Origin of the sequence: Vibrio sp. LaRot3, assembly GCF_027587025.1 — a bacterium.
Classification (GTDB): domain Bacteria; phylum Pseudomonadota; class Gammaproteobacteria; order Enterobacterales; family Vibrionaceae; genus Vibrio.
In genome coordinates, this window is the sequence record NZ_JAPPTI010000006.1 from 85,034 (window position 1) to 107,750 (window position 22,717).

Sequence of the window (22,717 nt, forward strand, 5' to 3'; positions counted from 1 at the left end):
TACCCTTAAAACTTATATTGATCGGAAACGTATGGCTCTTCTATGCCAGGTGGTTGAGTCTTGAGTAGTTTTAAGATCCACATGTATTGTTCTGGCTGGTTGCCGACGCAGTTCTCAATGTATGCATTGAGTGTGCGAGCATCTTTCGTTTCATCACCAGTCAGCGTTACTTCAGGTGCAATGTGAATCTCAAATTTTCCCGTTTCCATATTTATTACGGAAAATAATGGCACAACACGAGCTTTGCCAAGACGGACAAACTTGTTGAGCCCTGCCATTGTCGCTTTTTGTGTACCAAAGAAATCAACAAATACGCTGTTTTTTTCACCCAAATCTTCATCGGGTAGATAATAGCCTAAATAACCGTCACGAATGGCCTTGATGTATGGCTTAATACCTTGGCTGCGTTCGTATATCTTACCACCATACTGCACACGCTGTTTATGCATTAACCAATCAGACAGTGCATTACTCTGAGTTTTCACAAAGCCCGTAACCGGTAGCCCTGTAGAAGCGAGATAGATCGCTGGAATATCAATACACCAAGTGTGCGGGACTAGCAGGATGGTATTTTGCGAAGTGTCTTGCAGGAGATGCTTATCACCGATTAACTCTACGTTGCGAGCTAGCCAGTTTTTGCTGCGAAGTGTTACGGATGGGAAGTTAAGCAAGTAACAGATTGCAACTGTAAATTGCTTTTTTAAAATCTCTTCTCGTTCTGCTACTGACTTTTTAGGGAAACAGAGTAGTAGGTTAATGCGAGCACGCTTAACGCTGCCGCCTTTCACTTTGACTATGAAGTGTGCAAGAAAATTAGCGATCGCTTTGTGAACTGCATGTGGCAGCAAAGATATAACGACTCCAACCAGCAGTCCTAGCCAAGTACCCCAATATTTAGGTGATAAAAACACCCATTGGAACTGAGGATTGTAGATTTGCGGGTCAAAGTCGTTGCGTTTTACCGTCATAAAGTTGTATTAATCTGAACCAAATAGGTCGCGAGTATAAACTTTCTCAGCTACATCTTCTAATACTTCTGCCATGCGATTAGATACGATAACGTCAGACATCGCCTTAAATTTCTCGATATCTTTGATCACTTCAGAATGGAAAAAGTGTTCTTGTTCAAGCACTGGCTCAAATACGACAACTTTGATGCCCTTGGCTTTCAGGCGTTTCATAATGCCTTGAATTGAAGACGCACGGAAATTGTCCGAGCCTGCTTTCATAATAAGGCGGTAAATACCTACTACTTTCGGCGAGCGCTTAAGGATGCTATCGGCAATGAAATCTTTACGAGTGCGGTTTGCGTCAACAATGGCACCAATAATGTTGTTTGGCACGCTATCGTAGTTAGCCAGAAGTTGTTTAGTATCTTTTGGTAAGCAATAACCGCCATAGCCAAACGATGGATTATTGTAGTGGTTACCAATACGAGGGTCTAGACCAACACCTTGGATGATTTGGCGACTATTGAGGCCATGAGCTTCAGCATATGAGTCCAGTTCATTAAAGTAAGCGACACGCATCGCTAGGTAGGTGTTAGAAAACAGTTTTACGGCTTCTGCCTCAGTTGAATTAGTGAACAGTACATCGATATCTTGTTTTTCAGCACCTTCAACGAGTAGGTTTGCGAATGCCTCTGCTCGTTCACTTTGCTCGCCGATAATGATGCGAGATGGGTGTAGGTTATCATACAGAGCTTTGCCTTCACGTAAGAACTCGGGAGAAAAAATGATGTTCTCGCAATCTAGCTCTTGTTTTATGTTCTCGGTATAGCCAACAGGAACAGTTGACTTGATGATCATAACAGCAGAGGGGTTCAACTCTTTAACATCACGAATGACAGCTTCCACGGAGGAAGTATTGAAGTAGTTCGTTTGAGGATCATAGTCAGTTGGGGTTGCAATCACAACGAAGTCCGCATCTTTATAGGCTTCGTGTTTATCAACTGTGGCTTTGAAGTTGAGTCCTTTGTTAGACAGAAAGTGTTCAATTTCTGCATCAACAATTGGAGATTGTTTGTTGTTTAACATCTCAACTTTTTCAGCAATGATATCAAGCGCAATTACTTGATGATTCTGCGCCAACAACATGGCATTCGACAGACCAACATAGCCTGTACCTGCGACTGCAATCTTCACAGTAAGATCCTCAAACGATATTTATTATAAGTTATTTTAGCTGTTATCTAACGGAGAGGCCTATCGGTTAATGATAGCCATGTACTCCGAAACACCTTGTGCTACGGTTTTGAATGTATGGTCGCAGCCAGAAGCACGAAGTTTAGTCAGGTCAGCTTGAGTAAACTCTTGGTATGCACCTTTTAAATGCTCAGGGAATGGGATTGTCTCCACTTCGCCTTTACCATGATATTCAATTACTGCTTTAGCGACTTCTTCAAAGGACTCTGCATTACCTGTACCTAGGTTGAAAATGCCAGAAACACCATTTTCCATAAACCAAAGGTTTACTGCTGCTACATCACCCACATAGACAAAATCGCGCTTGAACGTTTCGCTACCCGCAAAAAGTTTTGGGTTCTCGCCCGCATTCATTTGATTGTTTAGATGGAAAGCAACAGATGCCATTGAGCCTTTATGTTGTTCCCGAGGACCGTATACGTTGAAATAACGGAAACCTGTTACTTGAGACAGCTTCTCGCCATGTTGTTCAGCATCTTGCCATACGCGACGTACATAGTTGTCAAATTGCTGTTTTGAGTAACCATAAACGTTTAGTGCACCTTCATACTGTTTTGCTTCGATGAAAGTGTCGGTTTCACCATAGGTCGCCGCGGATGATGCATATAGGAATGGAATTTCACGGTCTAAGCAGTAATGAAGTAGCTCTTTTGAATACTCATAGTTATTGAGCATCATGTACTTACCATCCCACTCCGTTGTCGCAGAGCATGCGCCTTCGTGGAATACAGCCTCGATTGGACCGAAGTCATCGCCAGCCATGATTTGTGTTAGGAAGTCATCACGGTCCATGTAGTCCGCGATGTCTAGATCGACAAGGTTTTGAAATTTCTTGCCATTCTTAAGGTTATCGACGACTAAGATGTCGCTAATGCCTTTTTCATTTAGCGCTTTGATAATGTTGCTGCCAATCATGCCAGCGCCACCGGTTACGATGATCATTTTTATCTATCTCGAGTGGTTTTTTTTTAGTATAACAAGTTGTAGAAGTGTAGAATAGCTAAGAAGTAAGTTCTTTAAATATATAGGTCTAGTATGAAACTAAGTAATAAAGATTATTGGGACACGACATATGAGGTTAGAGAAGAGCTGGTACCTATATCTCTAGACGGAAACTACTCTTACTGTGATCGTCAGCACTTTAAAATATTGAGCCAAACGGAATTAGATGGAAAGAAAATTTTAGAAGTTGGTGGTGGCGGTTCGAAATGGATTACGTTTTTGGCAGAAAAATACCCTAACTCTCAATTCTATGCGTTAGATTATTCGACGGAAGGGTGTGATAAGCTAATTAAATATATAGATGATAACAACGTTAAAAATATAAAAGTAATTAACAAGGATATGTTTCATGCAGATGACTTGTATGGCCGCTTCGACGTGATATATAGCATAGGTGTCGTTGAACATTTCGATGATTTGGGAGCTGTATTAGAAGTTATATCGAAGTTTTTAAATAAAGATGGCATTGCATTTAATTTTATACCCAATATGTCTGGGGTTTTAGGTTGGTTAACGAAGGTTTTTAATCGGCCTGTATATGATATACATAATCCGCATGACTTGAAATCTTTTTTATCTGGACATGATGGTGTAAATATTGCTGAGGCTGGTTATTTGTGTAGTAATAATTTTTGCATACTATCTAGCTGCTTTATAAGTAAAAATGGTTTTTCAACGTTCTTGTACAAGCAACTTTCGAGGTTTTCAAGGTGCTTATGGTGGTTTGAGGATAATGTTTTTCCATTACCTAAGAGTAAACTGTTTTCCCCTTACATATACTCTGTCATAAGAAAATGAGTTATATAAAAAGAAATCCATATTATTCATTTGTGATTATGGTTTTTATTTTAGGCGTGTCCAAAGTTTTGAGTGCGTTTAAAGATATCATTATTGCAAAGGAATTTGGTATATCGCCTGATGTTGATTTGTATTACTACATGTTTAATGTCGTTAATACACCTGTTTCTATATTCTTCACAATCATTACAATGACATTAATTCCCACTTTAGTTGGTGGGAATAAAAGTATTAGTGATGTTAATATTTTCAAATGGCAACTGATTATATCGACATTGGTTCTTTCATTGCCTGTTTGTATTGTGACATATGTTTTTATTTCAAAATCAAATATTGTTTTGGTAAGTGACGAGTTCTATTTATCAGTTTTAATGGTAGCAACAATCCCTTTTGGTATGCTGTTTAGCTTGTTTTCTGCATTTATAATGTCTAGAAATGGCTATAGAAATTCAGCTCTTGAATGGGTTCCTTCTGTAATGTTGGTGTTGTCGATTTTTTTGTTTAAAGATAAAACAACGATAGAAGTTTTGGTTTATGGGACACTAATTGGTTTTGCTTTTTATACTTTTGTTTTGATTCCTTTAGATGTTGGTAAGGTAAATTTAGTTGCGTTATCTAGGTATGATGAAAAGCTATGGAAGTTATTGTTAAATGGTATTGGTATATTGGCATTTGCTCAAGCTTTAATGTCAATAACGATACTGTTTGATCAATATTTTGCATCGCTTGTTAGCCAGGGGAGTCTATCTGCACTTAACTATTCTAATAAAATTATTTCTTTAGTCTTGACATTAGGTGGCGTTGCTATAACTAGGACGTTATTGCCTATGTTTTCAAATTCAAATTCAAAACATAGGGATTTGATGAAATGGCTTGGCTTAATGTTCTTTTCTGGGGTGGTTATATCCATGTTCTCAATTTATTGTTCAGAATGGATAGTGAGAATAGTATATTTCAGAGGGGGATTCACTTTGGATGATGTAATTTCTGTTCAAGAAATATTTGAAGTTTCCTCGATGCAATATCCGTTTTATTTTTGTGGTTTGGTTCTTACCTCCTATTTTTCCAGTGAAAAGAATTATTACCCTTTGCTTATTTCTGCTTTTCTAGCTTTACTTATTAAACTTGTATTTAATAATTATTATCTTGATGAGTATGGGGTGTTATCTATATCTTGGTCAACAGTTGTCATGTATACAGCTAACTTTGTTTTATTTTTCTTGTTTTTTTTATTTAGAATGAAGGTTTAGTTTGAAAAAAATAATGATTGTAGTGCACTCAATAACATCTGGTGGAGCTGAAAGGGTATCGGCAAACTTAGCTAACTACCTAGACAAGTTAGGTGTGAAAGTCTTAATCGTCAACTATTTAGACGATGAGGATTTCTATGAAGTAAACGAATCTATAGTTCGTATTCACATGCATAGTAGATATCATGGAATAGCAGGCAGCAACCTCAGGCGAGTTTTTGCAGTTCGGAAAATTATAAAAGAACAGGCTCCAGATGTAGTGTTGGGTATGACTACAACGTCTGCTGTTATTGTTGCTATGGCATCCTTAGGTTTGAAAGTGCGTGCATTTGGAGCGGAAAGGACTTTTCCTCCAAATAGTCCGGTCTCTTTACCTTGGAAAATGCTTAGGTTTATTTCATATCGTTTTCTTACAGGGGTTATTGTGCAGACCAAGCGTGGAAAAGAGTGGTTGCAGAGTGAATTAGGGTTAAAGAATGTTAAAGTAGTTCCTAACCCCTTAAAGATGCCTTTAGATATAAGAAGTCCTAAGCTGGATCCTAAAGATACTCTTAGCGAAAACACAAAAGTCGTGTTGGGTGTTGGTAGATTATGTAACGATAAAGGATTTGATCGTTTAATAGCAGCTTTGTATTTTTTGAACGAGTTAAATGATGATTGGGTTTTAGTTCTTTTGGGTGAGGGTGAAGATAGAGAGCTACTGACTCAATTGAGTAAAAAGTTAGGTATTGAAAACAGAGTTCTAATGCTAGGTAAGTCTGGTAATATTTCTGAGTGGTACTATCGAAGTAGCATATATGTCATGAGTTCGAGAAACGAAGGTTTCCCTAATTCACTGGTCGAAGCTTTAGGGCATGGTTTACCAGTCATTAGCTTTGATTGTCAGACTGGCCCCAAAGAAATAATTGAACAACACGTAAATGGTATATTGGTTCCAAATGGAGATATAGATTTGTTATCAAAAAGTATATTTGAACTAATAAATTGTAAAAAAAGAAGAAAAGAGTTGTCTAACCAAGCTATTATATCGAGCATTAAATATTCTGAAGATAAAGTGATGCAGAAATGGTTAGATTGTTTTCATGACTATGATAAAGGTTATTAATATGGTGGCCAGAGCTAAAGTTGGTTTTTTAGTTGACGACCTTTCTGTTAGTGCATATACGCATGATTGGATCAAGTTTGTAGAAGAGAGGAATGAATTTGATTCACCAGTAATAATTACTGGTTATAGGCGAGAGGTAGGTAGCGTAGGCTTTGTCTCCAAATTAAAAAAAATTCTCAAAGGCAAGAATGTTATATCGTCTATAAATACGGTTCTGTACTATTTTCTTTATAAGTTAATTAGCGTTATAGAGTTTAAGAGAGCAAATTTTCAATACAGCAAGTATGGTCGAAGTGTATCTATTGATCGAAATAGATATGATTTAATAGAAGTTTGCGGAAAGTGGTCAAGCAGTGGTTTGGTTGTTAGATTTCAATCTGAAGATATTGAAAAGATAAGAGAATTGGATTTAGATGTTATCGTTCGATGCGGAAGTGGAATTTTAAAGGGCGATATACTTAAAAGTTCTAAGTTTGGGGTGTTTTCTTTCCATCACGGTGATAATAGGGTTAATCGAGGAGGGCCTTCAGGGTTTTGGGAGGTTATTAACAGAGAGAGTAGTAGCGGTTTTACCTTGCAACAACTAACAGAAGAGTTAGATGGTGGTCGAGTTATAATGCGAGGGAATACAACAACAAAACCGTTTTGGTTTTTAAATAACGCACACTTGTTAGAAAAGTCACAGTACTTTATGAAGAAGGCTTTGCTAGATGTCTCGAACAGAACCCTAAAGTTTGAGAATGAAGTTTTCCTTTATGATAATGTTTTATATAAACATGGCTCTTTCAGTGTGTTATTAAAATATATGTTTGTTGTTTACTCTCCTTCTATATTTAATAGACTTAGACGTGTTTTCTCTGGCTATAAAGATTTAAAGTGGCATGTTGCTTTTAAAGAAGGTAATAACTTAAACGACTCTCTATTTCGTTATACTAGTGTTGATAATCCAACGGGACGTTTTTTGGCAGACCCATTTCTAGTTACGAACGGTAGTAAACATTATTGTTTCGTTGAAGACTACTTTTACAGTGAGCATAAAGGAAAAGTATCAGTTCTTGAGTTTGATAAAGGCAGTTACAAGTTTCTTGGCGTTATACTAGATGAGCCTTTCCATTTATCCTTTCCGTATGTTTTTGAAAGTGAGGGTGAGCACTATTTAGTTCCTGAGTCTAGCGAAAATCGCCAAATTCGTCTTTATAAAGCGATAGATTTTCCTATGAAATGGAAACTAGAAGAGGTCATATTAAACGATGTAGCCGCTGTTGATACTTGTATTTTGAAAAAGGATGGAATGTGGTATATGTTAACAAATATATGTTCATCTGATATTGGAGATGCGAGTGCAGAGTTACATGTGTATTATTCGAATGACTTGATTAATGGTAAATGGTTGCCAATTTCTTCGGGGAATCCTGTTGTTTTTGATTCGAGAAAGGCGAGAAATGCTGGGTTGTTTCAGCGCGAAGGTAAAATATATCGAGTAAATCAGGTTCAAGATATCGGGCATTATGGGAAATCTTTTGCGATCAATGAAGTTGTCAACTTATCAAAAGATTCTTACGAGGAGAGAGAAGTAACTTCAGTTCAAGCTAAGTTCAAAGAAGATATTGTTAGCACACATCATTTTCATTGTAGTGATTATTATAAAGTTCTGGACTATGCAACGCTTGAAAAAAACAGTAAATAGTTAGGTTAGGATGACAGGCTACATTGTAGATATTTTTGACGTTTTAAATTGGGATAGTAATCTACTTTACTGGAGAGTATTAGATATTCCCAATTTTTTTATTTTGATTGTGATTACATCTTTAATGTTTTGGAAGTATAGGAAAGTAGGTTTACTTGTTTTTTCTTTGCTTATTGTTCATTGTACTTTTCCTTTCTTTATTAATGGTGTCCTATTTTCTCCGGAATATATGAGCGATCAATTTTTATATTGGAAAAATGTTAACGAGATTCGTGGTTTAACCTTTAACTATGCAAACTCTTCTTATACAGTGTTATCTGCGTCTTATTTATTATCAATCCTTCCTTTACCGTTTTCTTTTACTATAAATAGTCTGGGTTTTTTTAATGTTTTACTATATTTGATTATATTGTATGCTCTAACCAAAAAATCGTTTTTTAATAATAATTTATTGATTTTTTATCTCCTGTATCCGAGTTTAGCACTGTATACATCGCTCTCTTTGAGGGATGGTTTGATTCTGTTTTTTATGGTTTTCTCTTTGCTTTCGATGCTTGAGTCTAATTATTTTAGAGCTTTTGTTCTTTGTTCTTTTCTTATTTTATTGAAACCTCAGAATTTTGTAATGATGTCGTTTTTATTTTCTGTATATTATTTGTCTGTAGGTGGTAATAATGTTTTGAAAATTTTTATTCTGCTTGCTTTTTTTATGCTAGCACTAAAGTCAGGTTACTTTATAGATAAGATTAACTTTTATAGACAGACAATGTACGCGGAAGATGGTGGAGTCGGGTATTTACCAACAATTGATTCTTTGTTTGATTTGATATTAATGTTGCCGCTTGGAGCTTTAAACTTTTTGCTTAAGCCTTTACCTAATGATATTGAATCTTTTTTTGAGTTTGTGCAATTTTTTGAGAACTTGGTTATTACGATGTTCGCGGCTGGCTGTATAGTGAGAAGTTTTGTCATTAAAGTTCCTGTTTCTTTGATTCTTGCCTGGACTGCATATTTAGTTTTTTCTCTTGGTATCTATGATTTGGTTGTTTTCAATGAAGGGACTGCATCCCGGTATAAATTTCCGTTTCTGGTTACTTTTTTTATTGGTATTTATAGTGCTTCAATACATCAAAGGTATAAGATTCTTAAGGCCCCTTTATGAATAAATATTTGATTGTTCTTCCCTCTGATCTCATGGGTGGGGCTGAGGCTAATTTGCTTAAAATAGCTAGATTTTTAAGTATGCGTAATAAGGCTGTTAAAATTGTATTTCTGTCTCGTAGAGCAAAGGGTGCGTCTATATGGAATGAGTTAAAGGGGGTGGATTTGGTCTATATGAATGCACGTAGGGAGAGTGTTGGTGCTTTAATGTTCTTCTTATATTTGTTTCCTAATTATCATTGCAGCACTGTAATTTGTAGCCATACGCATACCAATGCATATGTGTCTCTATTGTCTAGAATAAAAATTTTGAATGCAAAGCAGATAGTTTTGAGGGAGTCCACTAATGTGTTTTCATGGTTTTCTGGGTGGAAGTTGAAGCTAATTAAAGCTCTTTATTGTTTTTATCATCCGAAATCACACGTGATTTGCCAAACCGAAAGAATGAAATCCGAGTTGCTATTTAACTTACCTAAATTTCTTCATCATGATCTTTCGGTTGTCAGTAACCCTGTTGATATGAACGATGTTATTGAGAAATCTTCCATGAAATCAGACCTGATAGAAGAAAAGGTTCCTGTTTTCGATGCTTCTTATAAGGTGATTGTTACTGTTGCTAGGCTCGTAGAAGAAAAGGCTATCGACGTATTGATAGATAGCTTCAGTAGACTAGACGATGACTTTGCCCTGGTAGTGCTGGGCGATGGACCCCAAAAGAAGGCTTTATTAGATTTTGCGCAGAAGTTAGGTTGCGCTGAGAGAGTGTTTTTTTTAGGGTACATAAGTAACCCTTACCCTTTTGTTAAACGTGCAGACTTGTCCGTAGTTTCGTCTAGGCTAGAAGGGTTTCCTAATACTTTGTTAGAAAAGATGTGTTTATCTCGCAGAGTTGTCAGCACATTATGTGCGGATGGTGTAGAGACCATACCCGGTATAAGGGTATGTAATCCTGATGATGTTGTTGGTTTAGAGAAAGCTATCAAAGATTCATTTGAAGAACCGTTGCTCGAGTCTCATCAAAGGCAAAAAGCAATGCTATCCTACGTTCAGGGTAGAACGGTTGATAAATTTGTAAATAATATATTAAAAGAACATTTCTGAGGTTATATGTGTGGATTTGCCGGATTTAAATATCCTTTCAATACTCCTGAAAGCGCGGAAGCTATACTGCAGCAGATGTCAGACGCAATCGTTTTAAGAGGCCCTGATGCGAACGGGATTTGGGTTAGTCAGCAAGAGGGTGTTGGCCTTTGCCATCAGAGGCTTTCAATAGTTGATTTATCTTCCGCTGGTGCACAGCCGATGTCGTCATCTTGTGGCAACTATACTTTAGTATTTAATGGAGAAATATATAACCATTTGGACGTTCGCAAGGAGTTAAATGAACTTTCGGATGTACCTTACTGTTGGAATGGCGAATCAGATACAGAGACACTTCTGGTTGCGATTGTTAATTGGGGACTTAAAGAAACCCTAGAAAAATGTATCGGAATGTTTGCTTTGGCTCTATGGGACTCTAGTGAAAGCAAGCTGTATTTAGCTCGTGATAGATTTGGTGAAAAACCGCTTTATTATTCAGAGGGTAAAGATTTCTTTATATTTGGGTCAGAGTTAAAGTCATTTCGTGCACATAAAGATTTTAGTTGCGAGATATCAAGAAATTCTTTATCACTTTTGATGAGGCATAACTATATCCCGACACCGTACTCGATCTATGAAGGCGTGATGAAGCTTTCTCCAGGATGTATTTTGACTTATGGTGTGTCTGGAATATCAATAGAAAAATACTGGTCACCTTATAACGCTTTTGATGAACAGAAAGAATCTGAGGAGTTTAAGGTATCGGAATTAGAATGTCTGCTTAAAGATGCTATATCAAAACAAATGCTTGCAGATGTTCCCTTAGGGGCGTTTTTATCTGGTGGGATTGACTCTTCGCTAATAGTATCTTTAATGCAAAGTATTAGTGATAAGCCAGTAAAAACATTTTCTATTGGCTTCAATGAAAAGGAGTTTAACGAGGCTCACTTTGCCAAAGAGGTAGCAGAGCATTTAGGCACCGATCATACTGAGTTTTATGTCTCAGCTGAAGATGCTCTAGAAGTAGTACATCTACTTCCTGATATTTATGATGAGCCATTTGCAGATTCTTCTCAAATCCCAACTTTTTTAGTTTCAAAGTTGGCTAAAGGACATGTAACGGTTGCTTTATCCGGGGATGCTGGAGATGAATTATTTTGTGGATATAATAGGTATTTGTTTACAGAACAGCTTTGGAAAAAACTTTCTTGTATTCCTTTAAGTTTGCGTAAAACTCTAGCAAGATTAATATCTTTTGTCCCTGTGACAGCGTGGGATTCTCTAGGTTCCTTCTTACCCTCTAAATATAAAGGCTTTAGTCTAGGGGATAGATTATATAAAGCTGCAAAAGTACTAGAGTGCAGTGATATTGAAGCATTATATTTGTCTCTAGTTTCTCATTGGCAAGACCCTGAATCCCTTGTTTTAGGTGCGAAAGAGCCTAAGACGATTGTTTCAGATAGAGACAAGCACCCTACGCTTGATGACCCTATTTTAAAAATGATGGCACTAGATACAATGTCATACATGATGGATGATATTTTAGTGAAGGTAGATCGGGCTGCGATGTCCAATTCTTTAGAGGTCAGAGTTCCTTTTCTTGATCACCGAATTTTTGAAATGGCATGGTCTATTCCCAAAAGGCTCAAGTTAAGTGGTACAACAACCAAGTACTGCCTGAGAGAGATCCTTTATAAGTATGTTCCTCAAAACCTTATTGAACGACCTAAAACTGGTTTTGGAGTACCTTTAGCTGAATGGTTAAGGGGGCCTTTGAAGGCATGGGCAGAGGACCTGTTGAGTGAGGAACGTCTAACAGAAGAGGGCTTTTTCGATGTTTCAACAGTTAGAACTTATTGGAAAGAGCACTTATCAGGAAAGAGAAACTGGCAATATTTATTGTGGGATATTTTAATGTTTCAACTTTGGTATGAGCGTCATCATAAGTGAAAACGAAGTTATTATTTATTGTCAACGTTGATTGGTTTTTCCTGTCTCATCGTTTACCCATTGCGTTGGAAGCCCAACGCAATGGGTTTGATGTACACCTAATATGCAAAGTTACAGATAAGCGAGCTTTGATAGAGTCAAAAGGTATCACGCTTCATGATTTAGATATAAAGCGTAGTGGAACTAATCCCTTAGTAGAGCTACGGACTTTAACTCGTTTGTTTTTCATTTGTAAGATGATTCGGCCGAATATTATTCATTCAATTACAATTAAACCTGTAATCTATGGGAATCTTGTATCTAGAATACTTCGTATTCCTAGAGTTTCATCGATTTCAGGGTTAGGTTATGTTTATATTTCTCAAGGATGGAAAGCTAGGATGCTTGCATCCCTTGTCAGTTGGGTCTATAAATTCGCTTTAGGCAACTGTGAAAAAGTCATTTTCCAAAATAGTTCGGATGTCGAAGATTTGAGGCGGATTTCTGCAGTCAAAGATTCTCAAGTAGTGTTAATTCGTGGCTCTGGAATTTGTCTCGATGACTATGTTCCGTGCGATGAACCTGAGGGACCTCCCGTAGTAATGTTCATGTCTAGGTTATTACTCGATAAAGGTATTAGAGAGTTTGTTGAAGCTGCTCGCTTGGTAAAAATGAAGGAGCGTGCTAGGTTTGTGCTAGTGGGTAATGTTGACCCAGATAACCCTAACTCAGTTACAGAGCCAGAACTAAATTCTTGGATAAATGAGGGAGTAGTAGAATACTGGGGTTTCTCTTCTAATCCATCCGAAACTATTTCAAAGTCTAATATCATCGTTTTACCATCATATCGAGAAGGTTTACCTAAAGTTTTAATAGAAGCGGCAGCATGTGCTAGGGCTGTAATTACAACGGATGTGCCAGGTTGTAGAGATGCGATCGAGCCTTCAGTCACGGGTAGTTTAGTTCCCGTAAAAAAGGTTCGTCCACTTGTGGATGCAATGATGTTGATGCTCAAAAACTCTGACCAAAGGAAAGATATGGCTAGAGAAGGCAGGAAGTTAGCAGAATCAAGTTTTGATATTAGTGATGTAGTTAATACCCATATAAATATTTATCTAAACGTTATGTCGAGAGGTAAACATTGAAAGTACTTTTGACAGGAGCTACTGGTTTTGTTGGCTCTCATTTAATGCGTTTTTTGGAGAAACAAAGCTACACAGTTTCGACATTAGGGCGAACTTTAGTTGCCGAGAGTGCTTTTCATTATAATGTGAGTTCAATTAATGGCAAAGAGTCATATATAGAGGCGTTATTGGAACAAGAAGTTGTTGTTCACTGTGCTGCCCGTGCACATGTCATGAAAGATAACAGTTTAGACCCAAAGAATGAGTATAGAGAAACAAATGTTTTAGGAACCTTAAATTTAGCTAGACAGGCCGCGCAGTGTGGTGTTCGAAGGTTTGTTTTTGTTAGCTCTATCAAAGTTAATGGAGAAAATACTAAGAATGGAAATCCTTTTACTTGTAAGAGCCCTTTGAACCCGAACGACGCTTATTCTGAGTCAAAAGCGGAAGCAGAGGGAAAGTTATTAGAGTTAGCTGCGGAGACGGGTTTAGAGGTTGTTATTATTAGGCCTACATTAGTTTATGGGCCTGGTGCTAAAGCAAACTTTGCTTCGTTAATGAATTTAGTATCCAAAGGGATTCCTTTGCCGTTTGGTTGTATTAAAGATAATCGAAGAAGCTTAGTGTCTATAACTAATTTAGTTAATTTGATTATTACTTGCATTGAGCACCCTAAAGCGACCAATCAAGTGTTTCTTGTTTCTGATGATTATGATTTATCAACGTATGAAATTATTCGACAAATGAGTGCGGCGTTGGGTAAACCAAATTGGCAATTATCGGTGCCAGTTTGGTGTTATCAGTTCCTTGGAAAAATATTCGGCAAGTCGGATCTTGTAAATCGTTTAGTTGGTTCACTTCAAGTCGATATTTCCCATACAAAAGAGACGCTTGGTTGGTCTCCATCTCAATCTATAGAAGATGGATTTAAAGAAACTGCCCAAGCATTCTTACAACCAACAAATTGTGGTAAAAATGATCCGTTTAATTGATTTCCTTGCAGCCTTTGTTGGTTTGCTTTTTTTATGGCCAGTATTACTCTTCGTTACCGTCATCGGTTTGTTTGATACAGGCTCGCCGATTTTTGTTCAGGAACGAGTAGGGCGCAATAAAAAGCCATTCAAACTAATTAAGTTTAGGACTATGTCGTTGGAAACTAAATCAGTTGCGAGCCATCTAGCCAGCAATACATCTATTACTAAATTAGGCTCTTTTTTACGTAAAACAAAGATTGATGAATTACCGCAGCTAATTAATGTTTTGAAAGGGGAAATGAGCCTCGTCGGGCCTCGTCCAAATTTGTTCAATCAAGAAGAGTTGATTGCAGCTCGTCAAGCGCAGGGTATATATGACGTTTTACCAGGTATCACAGGACTCGCTCAAGTTCAAAATATAGATATGTCTACTCCTGATTTGTTGGCTCAAACTGACAAACAAATGATTGATTCTTTGACAATAGAAAACTACTTTAAATATATTGTTATGACCGTTACAGGCAGTGGTTCCGGTGATGCAGTGAAGTAGTTTTTACTTATTCAAAAAATTATGATGATCTTTTATGTCTAGGCTAAATTATATATGGGGCTTATCTCGACTCCATAAGCGATTAATCAGTGTCTTAATTGATACTATTTTTATTATTTCTTCCTTTTATATTGCTTATTGGACTCGAGTTGGCTCTATAGAGATCGTTACCATGCCCTCCGTAGGTATGGTGCTTGGTGGTACGGTTATAATTACGACCCTAATATTTACAAAGTTAGGGTTGTATCGTGCAGTATTACGATATCTTACATTTCATGCTTTAGCGGTCGTTAGTGTTGGTACGGTTATATCGGCCATATCAGTTGCTACGTTGGCGTTTTATTTTGATGCTCCTATTCCTAGATCTATCCCTATAATTTATGGTGCATTTCTTTGCCTGTTGTGTGGTGGTTCACGTCTCATAGTTCGGGTGTTGATTGCTGAAACAAACAAGAAAGGGCGCAAAGCCGTATTGATCTATGGAGCAGGTTCTGCAGGTCGTCAGTTAGCTCTTGCTCTTCGAAATTCCGAGACTCACAAGGTAGTTGCCTTTATTGATGAGGATAAGACATTAAAGAATACAGTTTTGATGGGCTTAACTGTGCATCAAGTTAATCGAGCCCAATTTTTGGTTGATAAATACAATGTCGAGCAGATTTTACTTGCTGTTCCGAGTGCTTCACGTGCTCGCCGTAAAGAAATATTAAGCTCGTTAGTTCATCTTTCTGCTGAAGTTTTAACCGTTCCTGATATGCAGGACATTGTTGATGGAAAAGCTAAGATTGACGAGCTAAAAGATGTCGCAATAGAAGATTTACTTGGCCGTGATGCTGTTGCGCCTCAACAAGTATTGATGGAAGCAAACATTAAAGGAAAGACGGTAATGGTCACGGGAGCTGGGGGCTCTATAGGTTCTGAGCTTTGCCGGCAGATTCTACGTAATAAACCAACCAAACTAGTTTTGTTTGAGCTTTCTGAGTTTGGTCTTTATCAGATTGATAGAGAGCTAAATGCTTTAGTAGAAAGAGAATCGTTAGATGTAGAGATTGTTCCACTTTTAGGTTCAGTTCAGCGGATTAATCGTTTAGCTACGGTTATGAAAAGCTTTTCTGTTCAAACTGTGTATCATGCAGCTGCATATAAGCACGTGCCTCTTGTGGAATACAACGTCGTGGAAGGCGTTCGCAACAATGTATTTGGGACTTTTTATACTGCTCAAGCTGCGATCGAAGCGAATGTCGAGTCGTTTGTGCTGATCTCTACAGATAAAGCAGTGAGGCCAACTAATGTTATGGGCACGACTAAACGGGTTGCAGAGTTGGCTCTTCAAGCGTTAGCTCAGCAAGAAAATACTAAGTCCAAAGGAACTCGATTCTGTATGGTTCGTTTTGGTAATGTTTTAGGTTCTTCTGGCTCCGTGATACCTGTGTTTAAAAAGCAGATTGCGACTGGAGGGCCTGTTACTGTTACCCACCCTGAGATTATTCGTTACTTTATGACTATTCCAGAAGCGGCACAGTTAGTAATTCAAGCTGGTGCAATGGGTAAAGGTGGTGATGTGTTCGTTTTGGATATGGGCGAACCTGTTAAAATTACTGATTTGGCCACCAACCTCATTCAACTGTCTGGCTTGGATGTGAAAGATGAAACCAATCCACATGGTGATATTGAGATTCAGTTCTCAGGCTTACGCCCTGGTGAGAAGTTGTTCGAAGAATTATTGATTGGTGATAATGTCGAGAAAACGGCGCATGAGCGGATCTTAACTGCGAATGAACGCTTTTTGCCAATGGAAGAATATCAAGTGCTGCTCTCGGCATTGGACAATGCATGTCATAACTTTGAACACGAAAAAATACGTCAGCTGCTTCTAGATGCTCCAACTGATTTTAGTCCCACAGACGGCATTGGTGATTTAGTTTGGAAGCAGTACCATTCGGATGAAGCTCAAAGTGTCCATTAATAAAAAAGCGCCTAAAGGCGCTTTTTTATTAAAGAATTTGTCTCAAAATCTTATCTACTTTCACCCTCGTAATTTTACGCATTAGCTTCTGTACTACTTCTGGGTAGTCTTCCACTTTTTCCAATTGCTTGTATGTACAGATCAGTTGAGTATGTTGGAGGATGTTGTCGATTTCACTTTCGAACTTATTCGTCAGGTGATCGTAGTGATCTTGAATGAGCAGTGCATTTTCAAGATCGAGTTTCCATGCTCGAGGGTTCAAGTTATTGCCTGTTAGTAGCATGTAGCGCTTGTCCACCCAAATACCTTTTAGGTGGAAACTGTTTTCCTCATGCTTCCATAAGTGTATAGACAGCTTTCGTGCTGCGATGTTTGCTTCGTTAATCTTTGCGAACTGGCGTAAGTTACGTTCGTATAGGTAAGGCAAACCACCAATGGTTTTAAACTCTTTGTCTGGCGCAATAAAGAAGTCATTTGCGGTTTTATCGCCAACAACAATTGTGACTTTAACGCCGCGTTTGATTGCTTTTTTTACTTCCTTAGCCACACTGCGTGGGAAATTGAAGTAAGGCGTACAAATCACGATTTCATCTTTAGCAAGAGCTAGCAGATGATTGACGTTTTGATTCAGTCGATTACGTTTCTTACCCACTCCGACAAGCGGTGTGATAGCGACTTGCTCAGGAGTGGCTTCTTGGTGTTCGAACTTGTATTTAGAGCTAGCGAGCGAAGCTCGAAGCTGACGAATTCGGGCTTTGATTTCTTTTGTTTCTGGTCTAGCTGGGCAAGCAAGATTATTGACCGCAGGGTGAGCGATCATCTCTTCTTGAACAAATTGCACCATGCTGTCAGCGAGCGCTTTATTTTGCAACGTGTGGTAACGATCAAAACGGTATTTATCTTTATAGTTAAGGTAAATGTTGTTTAGGCTTGCACCGCTGTAGATTACCGTATCATCGATGATGAAGCCTTTTAGGTGAAGAACGCCAAAGACTTCACGGCCACGAACAGGTACACCATAAGTCGGGACTTTATGTTCATAGCGACTATGATACGCTTGATACATAGATGCGTTGGTTTGAGTGGCTTCTGCTCCAATCAGTCCACGCTGAGCTCGGTGCCAATCGACACAGATGTTGATGTCTAACCCAGGGTTACGCTGCTTCGCTTCATACAGCTCAGTTAGGATTTCTCGTCCTGCCTCATCATCTTCCAAATATAAGGCAACAATATAGATACGCTTGCTCGCTTCCTGAATCGCTTTTATTAAACGATGTCTAAAATCTACTGCTGAAAAGAGCACTTCAAATTGTGAAGGATCTTGTGCGAGAGTAGGAAGGTGCTGGAAAGAGTGCCTGTTAGCGATCATGTCGATTAGTAAACCTTTTATTGGCAAGTGTTAGCATTGGCAAACATAAGCCTACAATTAAGCAGAAGACGGATATTACCAAATCTAAACCTAGCTTTACCAGAAATCACGCTGAGTTCATGATAAATCTGGTAGATAATGCATTGGAATGAGATCTTTCCCACTCTTAACATACCGCTGATAAAGGCATTTTAGGCTGTTTGGCAGCGCTTCTTGTTCAATAGTTGCGAAGCCATGTTTTTGATAAAAGGGTTCTAAATGGCTATACGCAAAACAGTATGTCACTTCAGATAATGTATGTTGACGACAGTAACTCATCAATTGATGAGCATAACCCTCTCCTCTGTGCTCTGGAACAACTAGCATACCGGTTAGCAACTGAAATTGCTCTATAGGGCGAAAGCGAACCACACACGCAATGCTATTTAACTTGTAGCCTACTATGGTGAGTTCGTTTTTCTTGGCTTTACCCGATGGGTAGTGCGCTTTATATAAACGGGAAATCAGAGGGATTTTAATTGGCTCAAGGGAAGCAATAGTCAGCTCGCTCATTTTCTAGGCCTTAGTATGATCTGCATTAGGAACTATGTAGAATAGCCGCAGTGTAAATGACATAACCGATCGGGTGCAATTCGAACTCATGCAAATTCAAACCAATGCCAGTCTCCGTAAGTACCATACCTTTGCAATAGAGCAGCCTAGTGAACTACTTGTGACAGTCGAATCTATTGATGACATTAAACAGATTTATTCGAAAACCGATTGGTTAGATCTGCCTAAGCTGATGTTGGGTTGTGGCAGTAATATGCTTTTTACTGCTCCTTATCGTGGCGTCGCTATCATCAATAGATTGAAAGGTATTGATGTGCGAGAAAGCGAAGAACATTGGCATTTGCATGTTGCTGGAGGTGAAGATTGGCCTCGTTTAGTACATTGGACTGTCGAGCAAGGGTTCAATGGTCTAGAAAATCTGGCGTTAATCCCCGGTTGTGTTGGTTCTGCCCCTATTCAAAATATAGGCGCTTATGGCCTTGAACTTAAAGATGTATGTGAATATGTCGATGTCCTCGAACTTGAGTCTTTTGAGGTTAAGCGTTTATCTGCAATCGAGTGTCAGTTTGGTTATCGAGATTCTATTTTTAAACATGCGTTGTTTGAAAAAGTCATTATTGTCGCCGTCGGCTTGAAACTCGCTAAAGATTGGCAACCAAATTTAGCTTATGGCCCATTACAATCCTTTTCGGTCAGAACAGTAACAGCGAAGGAGATCTTTGACCAAGTTTGTCAGGTGCGAATGGAGAAGCTACCAGATCCTGCTCAGATTGGTAATGCAGGTAGTTTTTTCAAAAACCCCGTGATCAGTGCACAGCAATTTACCGAGCTTCAATCGCAATACCCTAGCATCGTTGGTTACTCGGTAGGTAGTGAGGCAGAGAGTCCTGTAAAGCTTGCCGCTGGGTGGTTGATTGATCAATGTGGCCTTAAAGGGCATCAGATTGGTGGCGCAATGGTTCATCCTAATCAGGCATTAGTTTTGGTGAACGCCGACAATGCATCAGCTCAGGATGTCATTAGCCTGGCTGACTTTGTGCGCCAATCCGTTTGGCAAAAATACCATGTTGCGTTGGAGCATGAAGTGAGATTCATGGGAGAAACAGCTGAAACCAACCTTAACCAGTTGTTAGGAGAGCTTGAGTGAAAGAGCACAGCGCTAAATTAAGCCTACTTAAATGTCTATCTGATGGTGAATTTCACTCCGGTGAAGATTTGGGTGAACGATTAGGAATCTCGCGAGCTGCAGTGAGTAAACATATTAAGGGAATACAAGGCTGGGGAGTGGATGTATTTAGCGTCCAAAGAAAAGGCTACCGCCTTGCCGTACCGATGCAGTTGCTTGATCAACAGCGATTGTCAGAGCTAGTTGATGTTCCTGTAGAGCTTATTTCGGTGATTGATTCTACCAATCAATATTTGTTGGATCGCGCGGATAGCTTGCCATCGGGGCAAGTGTGTATCGCAGAGTATCAAGAAAAAGGGCGAGGAAGACGCGGGCGTGAGTGGGTTTCGCCATTTGGTTCTAATTTATACATGTCTATGTATTGGCGCCTTGATGCAGGAATGGCCGCTGCCATGGGGCTGAGCCTTGTCGTTGGGGTGGCTATTGTCGAAGCTTTGGAAAAAATGGGCGTTGAGGGGATTAAGCTTAAATGGCCGAACGATCTTTATTTTGAAGACAGAAAGCTAGCCGGCATTTTGGTTGAAATGTCTGGTCAGGCGGGAGCTGCTGCAAACTTAGTGATTGGTATGGGCATGAATTTGATGATGCATAACAATCAGCAGACGTCGTCAAATTACACTATTTTACAGGGTATTACGCAGCCTTGGGCAAGTTTAAGTGAAGCGATTGGAACGGATAGCATTGACCGGAATAAGCTTGCAGCGACGTTAATCAATACGCTCGATAGTGCATTAAGAGAGTACGAAGACTGTGGAATGACAGGTTTCGTTTCTCGTTGGAATCGCTTAGATAACTTTATCGGTCGCGAAGTGCGTTTAATTATGGGTAACAAAGAGATTAAAGGTATTGCGCAAGGTATCAATGAGCAAGGTGCTATTTTAATTGAAACTTCGAAGGGGTTAGAGAGCTACATTGGCGGTGAAATTTCGTTACGTCCTTCTGTTTGATTCAGCTTCCTTGCTTAAGTTGTCTTAAAAATAAGACTGTCAGTATACGCAACTGGCTAACATATGAACTAGGCTCAATATTATTGAGCAATAAAGCATATGGAAGCCACTATGAGCCAATCAGCATTAAATCAGAAGCTGCCAAGTTTTGATGAACTTGTTAAGCTTGTGCAAGAGGATGAATCAGCCTTTGAGCAGTTAAAAAGAGAAAAATGCGAGGAGATGATTCGCTCGGCTTCTTCCGTGATGCGAGATAGACTCTGGGCACAACAAAGCCATATCGATCGGCTTGTCGGTCACTGCAAAAACCCCAATCACGTTAATGTCGTTCTGATGCAAGAGCTTGTTAAGCAAGTGGGTAAGTTTCAAGATACTTTGTATGACTGTGAATCTGCGAACATAAATGATGAGAATGTTGTTCTCTTACACCTTGGTACTGGTAGAAAAAGCAAATAAAGTTAGCATAGGGCAGGGTGTTTGTATGATAATCTCTTATCATAAAATCAGAGTTTAATGTTTTTAAGGGATTAATGTGAGTCAATCAAATTCAACAAACTACCCATCAAATCAACATTCTTTTCCTAATTTTCAAAAACAAGACTATGAGATTGACCTCAGAGAACTATTTGTAGCGCTTTGGAAAGGTAAATTTATCATTACCATAGCGACAATGTTGTTCGGTGCTGCTTCGGTTTTATATGCTTACCAACAACCTAATATTTACCAGTCTAATGCAAAGTTTGTGGTTCAAACCAGTGGTGGAATTCCAAGCTCAAAAATCATTTCTAGTTATTTTCAATTGCAATCCATTCTGACAGGTCAAGATGTTTATCAAATGATAAGGAAGAATGCAAATAATTCAACTGTCGTTTTCTCCGGCCTGTCTATCTCAGTGTCAAAAAATGGGGAGATATTCATTTCTAATTCATCCCTTTCTCCTGAAAAGTCACTTGATCCCGTTCAGGTTTATGCTGAAGAAGTAAATGATGCACTGAAAACAACACTCTTAAGTAGAATTGAGGTCACCCTAGCAGCAACCCAAGGTATTATTGAACAACAAACTGGTTCAATTAGAGATGCGTTGGCAGAAAAGTATGCTGAATTATTGTTTCAAAAAGCAATTTTAGAAAGTCCAGAGACTCAACTTATTAGTGTTATAACCCCCCCTGTTAAGCCAACAACACATATTAAGCCGAAGAGGGCTAAAATAGTTATTATGGGCACCATGCTTGGCGCAATGTTCGGCATTGCCATCGTCCTTATCCGTTTTGCTTTCCGCCGTGAAGAGCTAGAAACCGAATAGCATTACTTTTCTATGAAAACCAAGGGCTCTGATTTGAGCCCTTTTTGTTGCCTTTCTCACAAAAAAATCCCTTTTGCCCCCTTGGGTTTGATTTTGTTGTCCCTCATATAGTGTTCATAAGGCTTCAACTCTGTTGAGTTTGAAACGGATTACCATAAAAACAAATATTCAGGAGAGACGACCAATGAACATTCGTCCATTACATGACCGAGTTATCGTAGAGCGCCAAGAAGTTGAATCTAAGTCAGCGGGTGGCATCGTTCTTACTGGTTCTGCTGCGGAAAAATCGACTCGCGGTGTGGTTCTAGCTGTAGGTAAAGGCCGCATCCTAGAGAATGGCTCAGTACAGCCACTGGACGTTAAAGTTGGTGATACTGTTATTTTCGCAGAAGGCTACGGCACGAGAACTGAGAAAATCGACGGTAAAGAAGTTCTAATTATGTCTGAAAACGACATCATGGCTATCGTCGAGTAAAGCAATCGTTGAGTAATTTACTCTGATTCAATAAAACGAAATCGAATAGAATTTAGAA

The 22,717-nt window shown here is 38.8% G+C and carries 21 protein-coding genes; 16 read left to right on the forward strand and 5 right to left on the reverse strand.

What is annotated here, in order from left to right:
- Positions 1–5: 5 nt before the first annotated feature.
- From OH461_RS13430 to rfaD, 3 genes are read right to left on the reverse strand one after another with little or no spacing between them, the layout of a single operon-like run.
- Positions 6–968 (reverse strand): lipid A biosynthesis (KDO)2-(lauroyl)-lipid IVA acyltransferase, encoded by a 963-nt coding sequence (locus OH461_RS13430; protein WP_270021115.1) that lies wholly within the window; start codon positions 966–968, stop codon positions 6–8.
- Positions 969–977: 9 nt separating this feature from the next.
- Complete coding sequence (locus OH461_RS13435) at positions 978–2,144, reverse strand: nucleotide sugar dehydrogenase (protein WP_270021116.1); 1,167 nt, start codon at positions 2,142–2,144, stop codon at positions 978–980.
- Between the two features lie 60 nt (positions 2,145–2,204).
- Positions 2,205–3,146 carry an ADP-glyceromanno-heptose 6-epimerase gene (gene rfaD / locus OH461_RS13440; RefSeq protein ID WP_270021117.1) on the reverse strand — a complete coding sequence of 314 codons (942 nt, stop codon included), beginning with the start codon at positions 3,144–3,146 and terminating at the stop codon, positions 2,205–2,207.
- A 93-nt stretch (positions 3,147–3,239) separates the two neighbouring features.
- Here rfaD and OH461_RS13445 point away from each other — a divergent pair, with 93 nt between their 5' ends.
- Genes OH461_RS13445 through OH461_RS13495 form a run of 11 tightly spaced genes read left to right on the forward strand, consistent with a single transcriptional unit; the run spans position 3,240 to position 16,827 of the window.
- On the forward strand, positions 3,240–4,004 hold the full coding sequence (locus OH461_RS13445; RefSeq protein ID WP_270021118.1) for a class I SAM-dependent methyltransferase: 765 nt from the start codon (positions 3,240–3,242) through the stop codon (positions 4,002–4,004).
- Positions 4,001–5,254 carry a lipid II flippase MurJ gene (locus OH461_RS13450; RefSeq protein WP_270021119.1) on the forward strand — a complete coding sequence of 418 codons (1,254 nt, stop codon included), beginning with the start codon at positions 4,001–4,003 and terminating at the stop codon, positions 5,252–5,254. The genes OH461_RS13445 and OH461_RS13450 overlap by 4 nt, the downstream gene beginning before the upstream one ends.
- A 1-nt stretch (position 5,255) precedes the next feature.
- Entirely contained in the window at positions 5,256–6,359 is a 1,104-nt protein-coding gene (locus OH461_RS13455; protein WP_270021120.1) for a glycosyltransferase family 4 protein, read from the forward strand.
- Complete coding sequence (locus tag OH461_RS13460) at positions 6,337–8,046, forward strand: glucosamine inositolphosphorylceramide transferase family protein (protein ID WP_270021121.1); 1,710 nt, start codon at positions 6,337–6,339, stop codon at positions 8,044–8,046. Before OH461_RS13455 ends, OH461_RS13460 begins: the two co-directional genes overlap by 23 nt.
- A gap of 10 nt (positions 8,047–8,056) precedes the next feature.
- On the forward strand, positions 8,057–9,208 hold the full coding sequence (locus OH461_RS13465; protein ID WP_270021122.1) for a hypothetical protein: 1,152 nt from the start codon (positions 8,057–8,059) through the stop codon (positions 9,206–9,208).
- Positions 9,205–10,308, forward strand: coding sequence for a glycosyltransferase (locus tag OH461_RS13470; protein WP_270021123.1), 1,104 nt, complete (start codon positions 9,205–9,207; stop codon positions 10,306–10,308). The genes OH461_RS13465 and OH461_RS13470 overlap by 4 nt, the downstream gene beginning before the upstream one ends.
- 6 nt (positions 10,309–10,314) lie before the next feature.
- Entirely contained in the window at positions 10,315–12,237 is a 1,923-nt protein-coding gene (gene asnB / locus OH461_RS13475; protein ID WP_270021124.1) for an asparagine synthase (glutamine-hydrolyzing), read from the forward strand.
- Positions 12,234–13,361, forward strand: coding sequence for a glycosyltransferase family 4 protein (locus tag OH461_RS13480; RefSeq protein WP_270021125.1), 1,128 nt, complete (start codon positions 12,234–12,236; stop codon positions 13,359–13,361). The genes asnB and OH461_RS13480 overlap by 4 nt, the downstream gene beginning before the upstream one ends.
- Complete coding sequence (locus OH461_RS13485; protein ID WP_270021126.1) at positions 13,358–14,332, forward strand: UDP-glucose 4-epimerase family protein; 975 nt, start codon at positions 13,358–13,360, stop codon at positions 14,330–14,332. Before OH461_RS13480 ends, OH461_RS13485 begins: the two co-directional genes overlap by 4 nt.
- Positions 14,316–14,864 carry a sugar transferase gene (locus OH461_RS13490; RefSeq protein WP_270021127.1) on the forward strand — a complete coding sequence of 183 codons (549 nt, stop codon included), beginning with the start codon at positions 14,316–14,318 and terminating at the stop codon, positions 14,862–14,864. The genes OH461_RS13485 and OH461_RS13490 overlap by 17 nt, the downstream gene beginning before the upstream one ends.
- A 34-nt stretch (positions 14,865–14,898) precedes the next feature.
- A complete protein-coding gene (locus OH461_RS13495; RefSeq protein ID WP_270021128.1) occupies positions 14,899–16,827 on the forward strand; it encodes a polysaccharide biosynthesis protein in 1,929 nt (642 codons plus the stop codon).
- 28 nt (positions 16,828–16,855) lie between these two features.
- On the opposite strand, the gene pssA is transcribed toward OH461_RS13495, so the two are convergent.
- The gene (gene pssA, locus OH461_RS13500; RefSeq protein WP_270021129.1) at positions 16,856–18,196 is read right to left on the reverse strand and encodes a CDP-diacylglycerol--serine O-phosphatidyltransferase; all 1,341 of its coding nucleotides are present in this window, start codon (positions 18,194–18,196) and stop codon (positions 16,856–16,858) included.
- 117 nt (positions 18,197–18,313) lie between these two features.
- A complete protein-coding gene (locus OH461_RS13505; protein WP_270021130.1) occupies positions 18,314–18,748 on the reverse strand; it encodes a GNAT family N-acetyltransferase in 435 nt (144 codons plus the stop codon).
- Positions 18,749–18,836: 88 nt separating this feature from the next.
- Here OH461_RS13505 and murB point away from each other — a divergent pair, with 88 nt between their 5' ends.
- From murB to OH461_RS13530, 5 genes are all read left to right on the forward strand, one after another.
- Positions 18,837–19,895 carry a UDP-N-acetylmuramate dehydrogenase gene (murB, locus tag OH461_RS13510; protein WP_270021131.1) on the forward strand — a complete coding sequence of 353 codons (1,059 nt, stop codon included), beginning with the start codon at positions 18,837–18,839 and terminating at the stop codon, positions 19,893–19,895.
- Entirely contained in the window at positions 19,892–20,881 is a 990-nt protein-coding gene (gene birA, locus OH461_RS13515) for a bifunctional biotin--[acetyl-CoA-carboxylase] ligase/biotin operon repressor BirA (protein WP_270021132.1), read from the forward strand. The genes murB and birA overlap by 4 nt, the downstream gene beginning before the upstream one ends.
- A gap of 111 nt (positions 20,882–20,992) precedes the next feature.
- Positions 20,993–21,337, forward strand: coding sequence for a DUF3135 domain-containing protein (locus OH461_RS13520; protein WP_270021133.1), 345 nt, complete (start codon positions 20,993–20,995; stop codon positions 21,335–21,337).
- Positions 21,338–21,413: 76 nt separating this feature from the next.
- Positions 21,414–22,184: a Wzz/FepE/Etk N-terminal domain-containing protein gene (locus tag OH461_RS13525; RefSeq protein WP_270021134.1), complete on the forward strand. Its 771-nt coding sequence runs from the start codon at positions 21,414–21,416 to the stop codon at positions 22,182–22,184.
- Positions 22,185–22,368: 184 nt separating this feature from the next.
- The gene (locus tag OH461_RS13530) at positions 22,369–22,659 is read left to right on the forward strand and encodes a co-chaperone GroES (RefSeq protein WP_270021135.1); all 291 of its coding nucleotides are present in this window, start codon (positions 22,369–22,371) and stop codon (positions 22,657–22,659) included.
- The last annotated feature ends 58 nt before the right edge of the window (positions 22,660–22,717 follow it).

Coding starts and splice junctions, on each gene's coding strand:
- pssA (WP_270021129.1), bottom strand. CDS start 18,196: ATGATCGCTAACAGGCACTCTTTCCAGCACCTTCCTACTCTCGCACAA.
- OH461_RS13445 (WP_270021118.1), top strand. CDS start 3,240: ATGAAACTAAGTAATAAAGATTATTGGGACACGACATATGAGGTTAGA.
- OH461_RS13450 (WP_270021119.1), top strand. CDS start 4,001: ATGAGTTATATAAAAAGAAATCCATATTATTCATTTGTGATTATGGTT.
- OH461_RS13470 (WP_270021123.1), top strand. CDS start 9,205: ATGAATAAATATTTGATTGTTCTTCCCTCTGATCTCATGGGTGGGGCT.
- murB (WP_270021131.1), top strand. CDS start 18,837: ATGCAAATTCAAACCAATGCCAGTCTCCGTAAGTACCATACCTTTGCA.
- OH461_RS13430 (WP_270021115.1), bottom strand. CDS start 968: ATGACGGTAAAACGCAACGACTTTGACCCGCAAATCTACAATCCTCAG.
- rfaD (WP_270021117.1), bottom strand. CDS start 3,146: ATGATCATCGTAACCGGTGGCGCTGGCATGATTGGCAGCAACATTATC.
- OH461_RS13505 (WP_270021130.1), bottom strand. CDS start 18,748: ATGAGCGAGCTGACTATTGCTTCCCTTGAGCCAATTAAAATCCCTCTG.
- OH461_RS13465 (WP_270021122.1), top strand. CDS start 8,057: ATGACAGGCTACATTGTAGATATTTTTGACGTTTTAAATTGGGATAGT.
- OH461_RS13530 (WP_270021135.1), top strand. CDS start 22,369: ATGAACATTCGTCCATTACATGACCGAGTTATCGTAGAGCGCCAAGAA.
- OH461_RS13460 (WP_270021121.1), top strand. CDS start 6,337: ATGACTATGATAAAGGTTATTAATATGGTGGCCAGAGCTAAAGTTGGT.
- OH461_RS13520 (WP_270021133.1), top strand. CDS start 20,993: ATGAGCCAATCAGCATTAAATCAGAAGCTGCCAAGTTTTGATGAACTT.
- OH461_RS13495 (WP_270021128.1), top strand. CDS start 14,899: ATGTCTAGGCTAAATTATATATGGGGCTTATCTCGACTCCATAAGCGA.
- asnB (WP_270021124.1), top strand. CDS start 10,315: ATGTGTGGATTTGCCGGATTTAAATATCCTTTCAATACTCCTGAAAGC.
- OH461_RS13490 (WP_270021127.1), top strand. CDS start 14,316: ATGATCCGTTTAATTGATTTCCTTGCAGCCTTTGTTGGTTTGCTTTTT.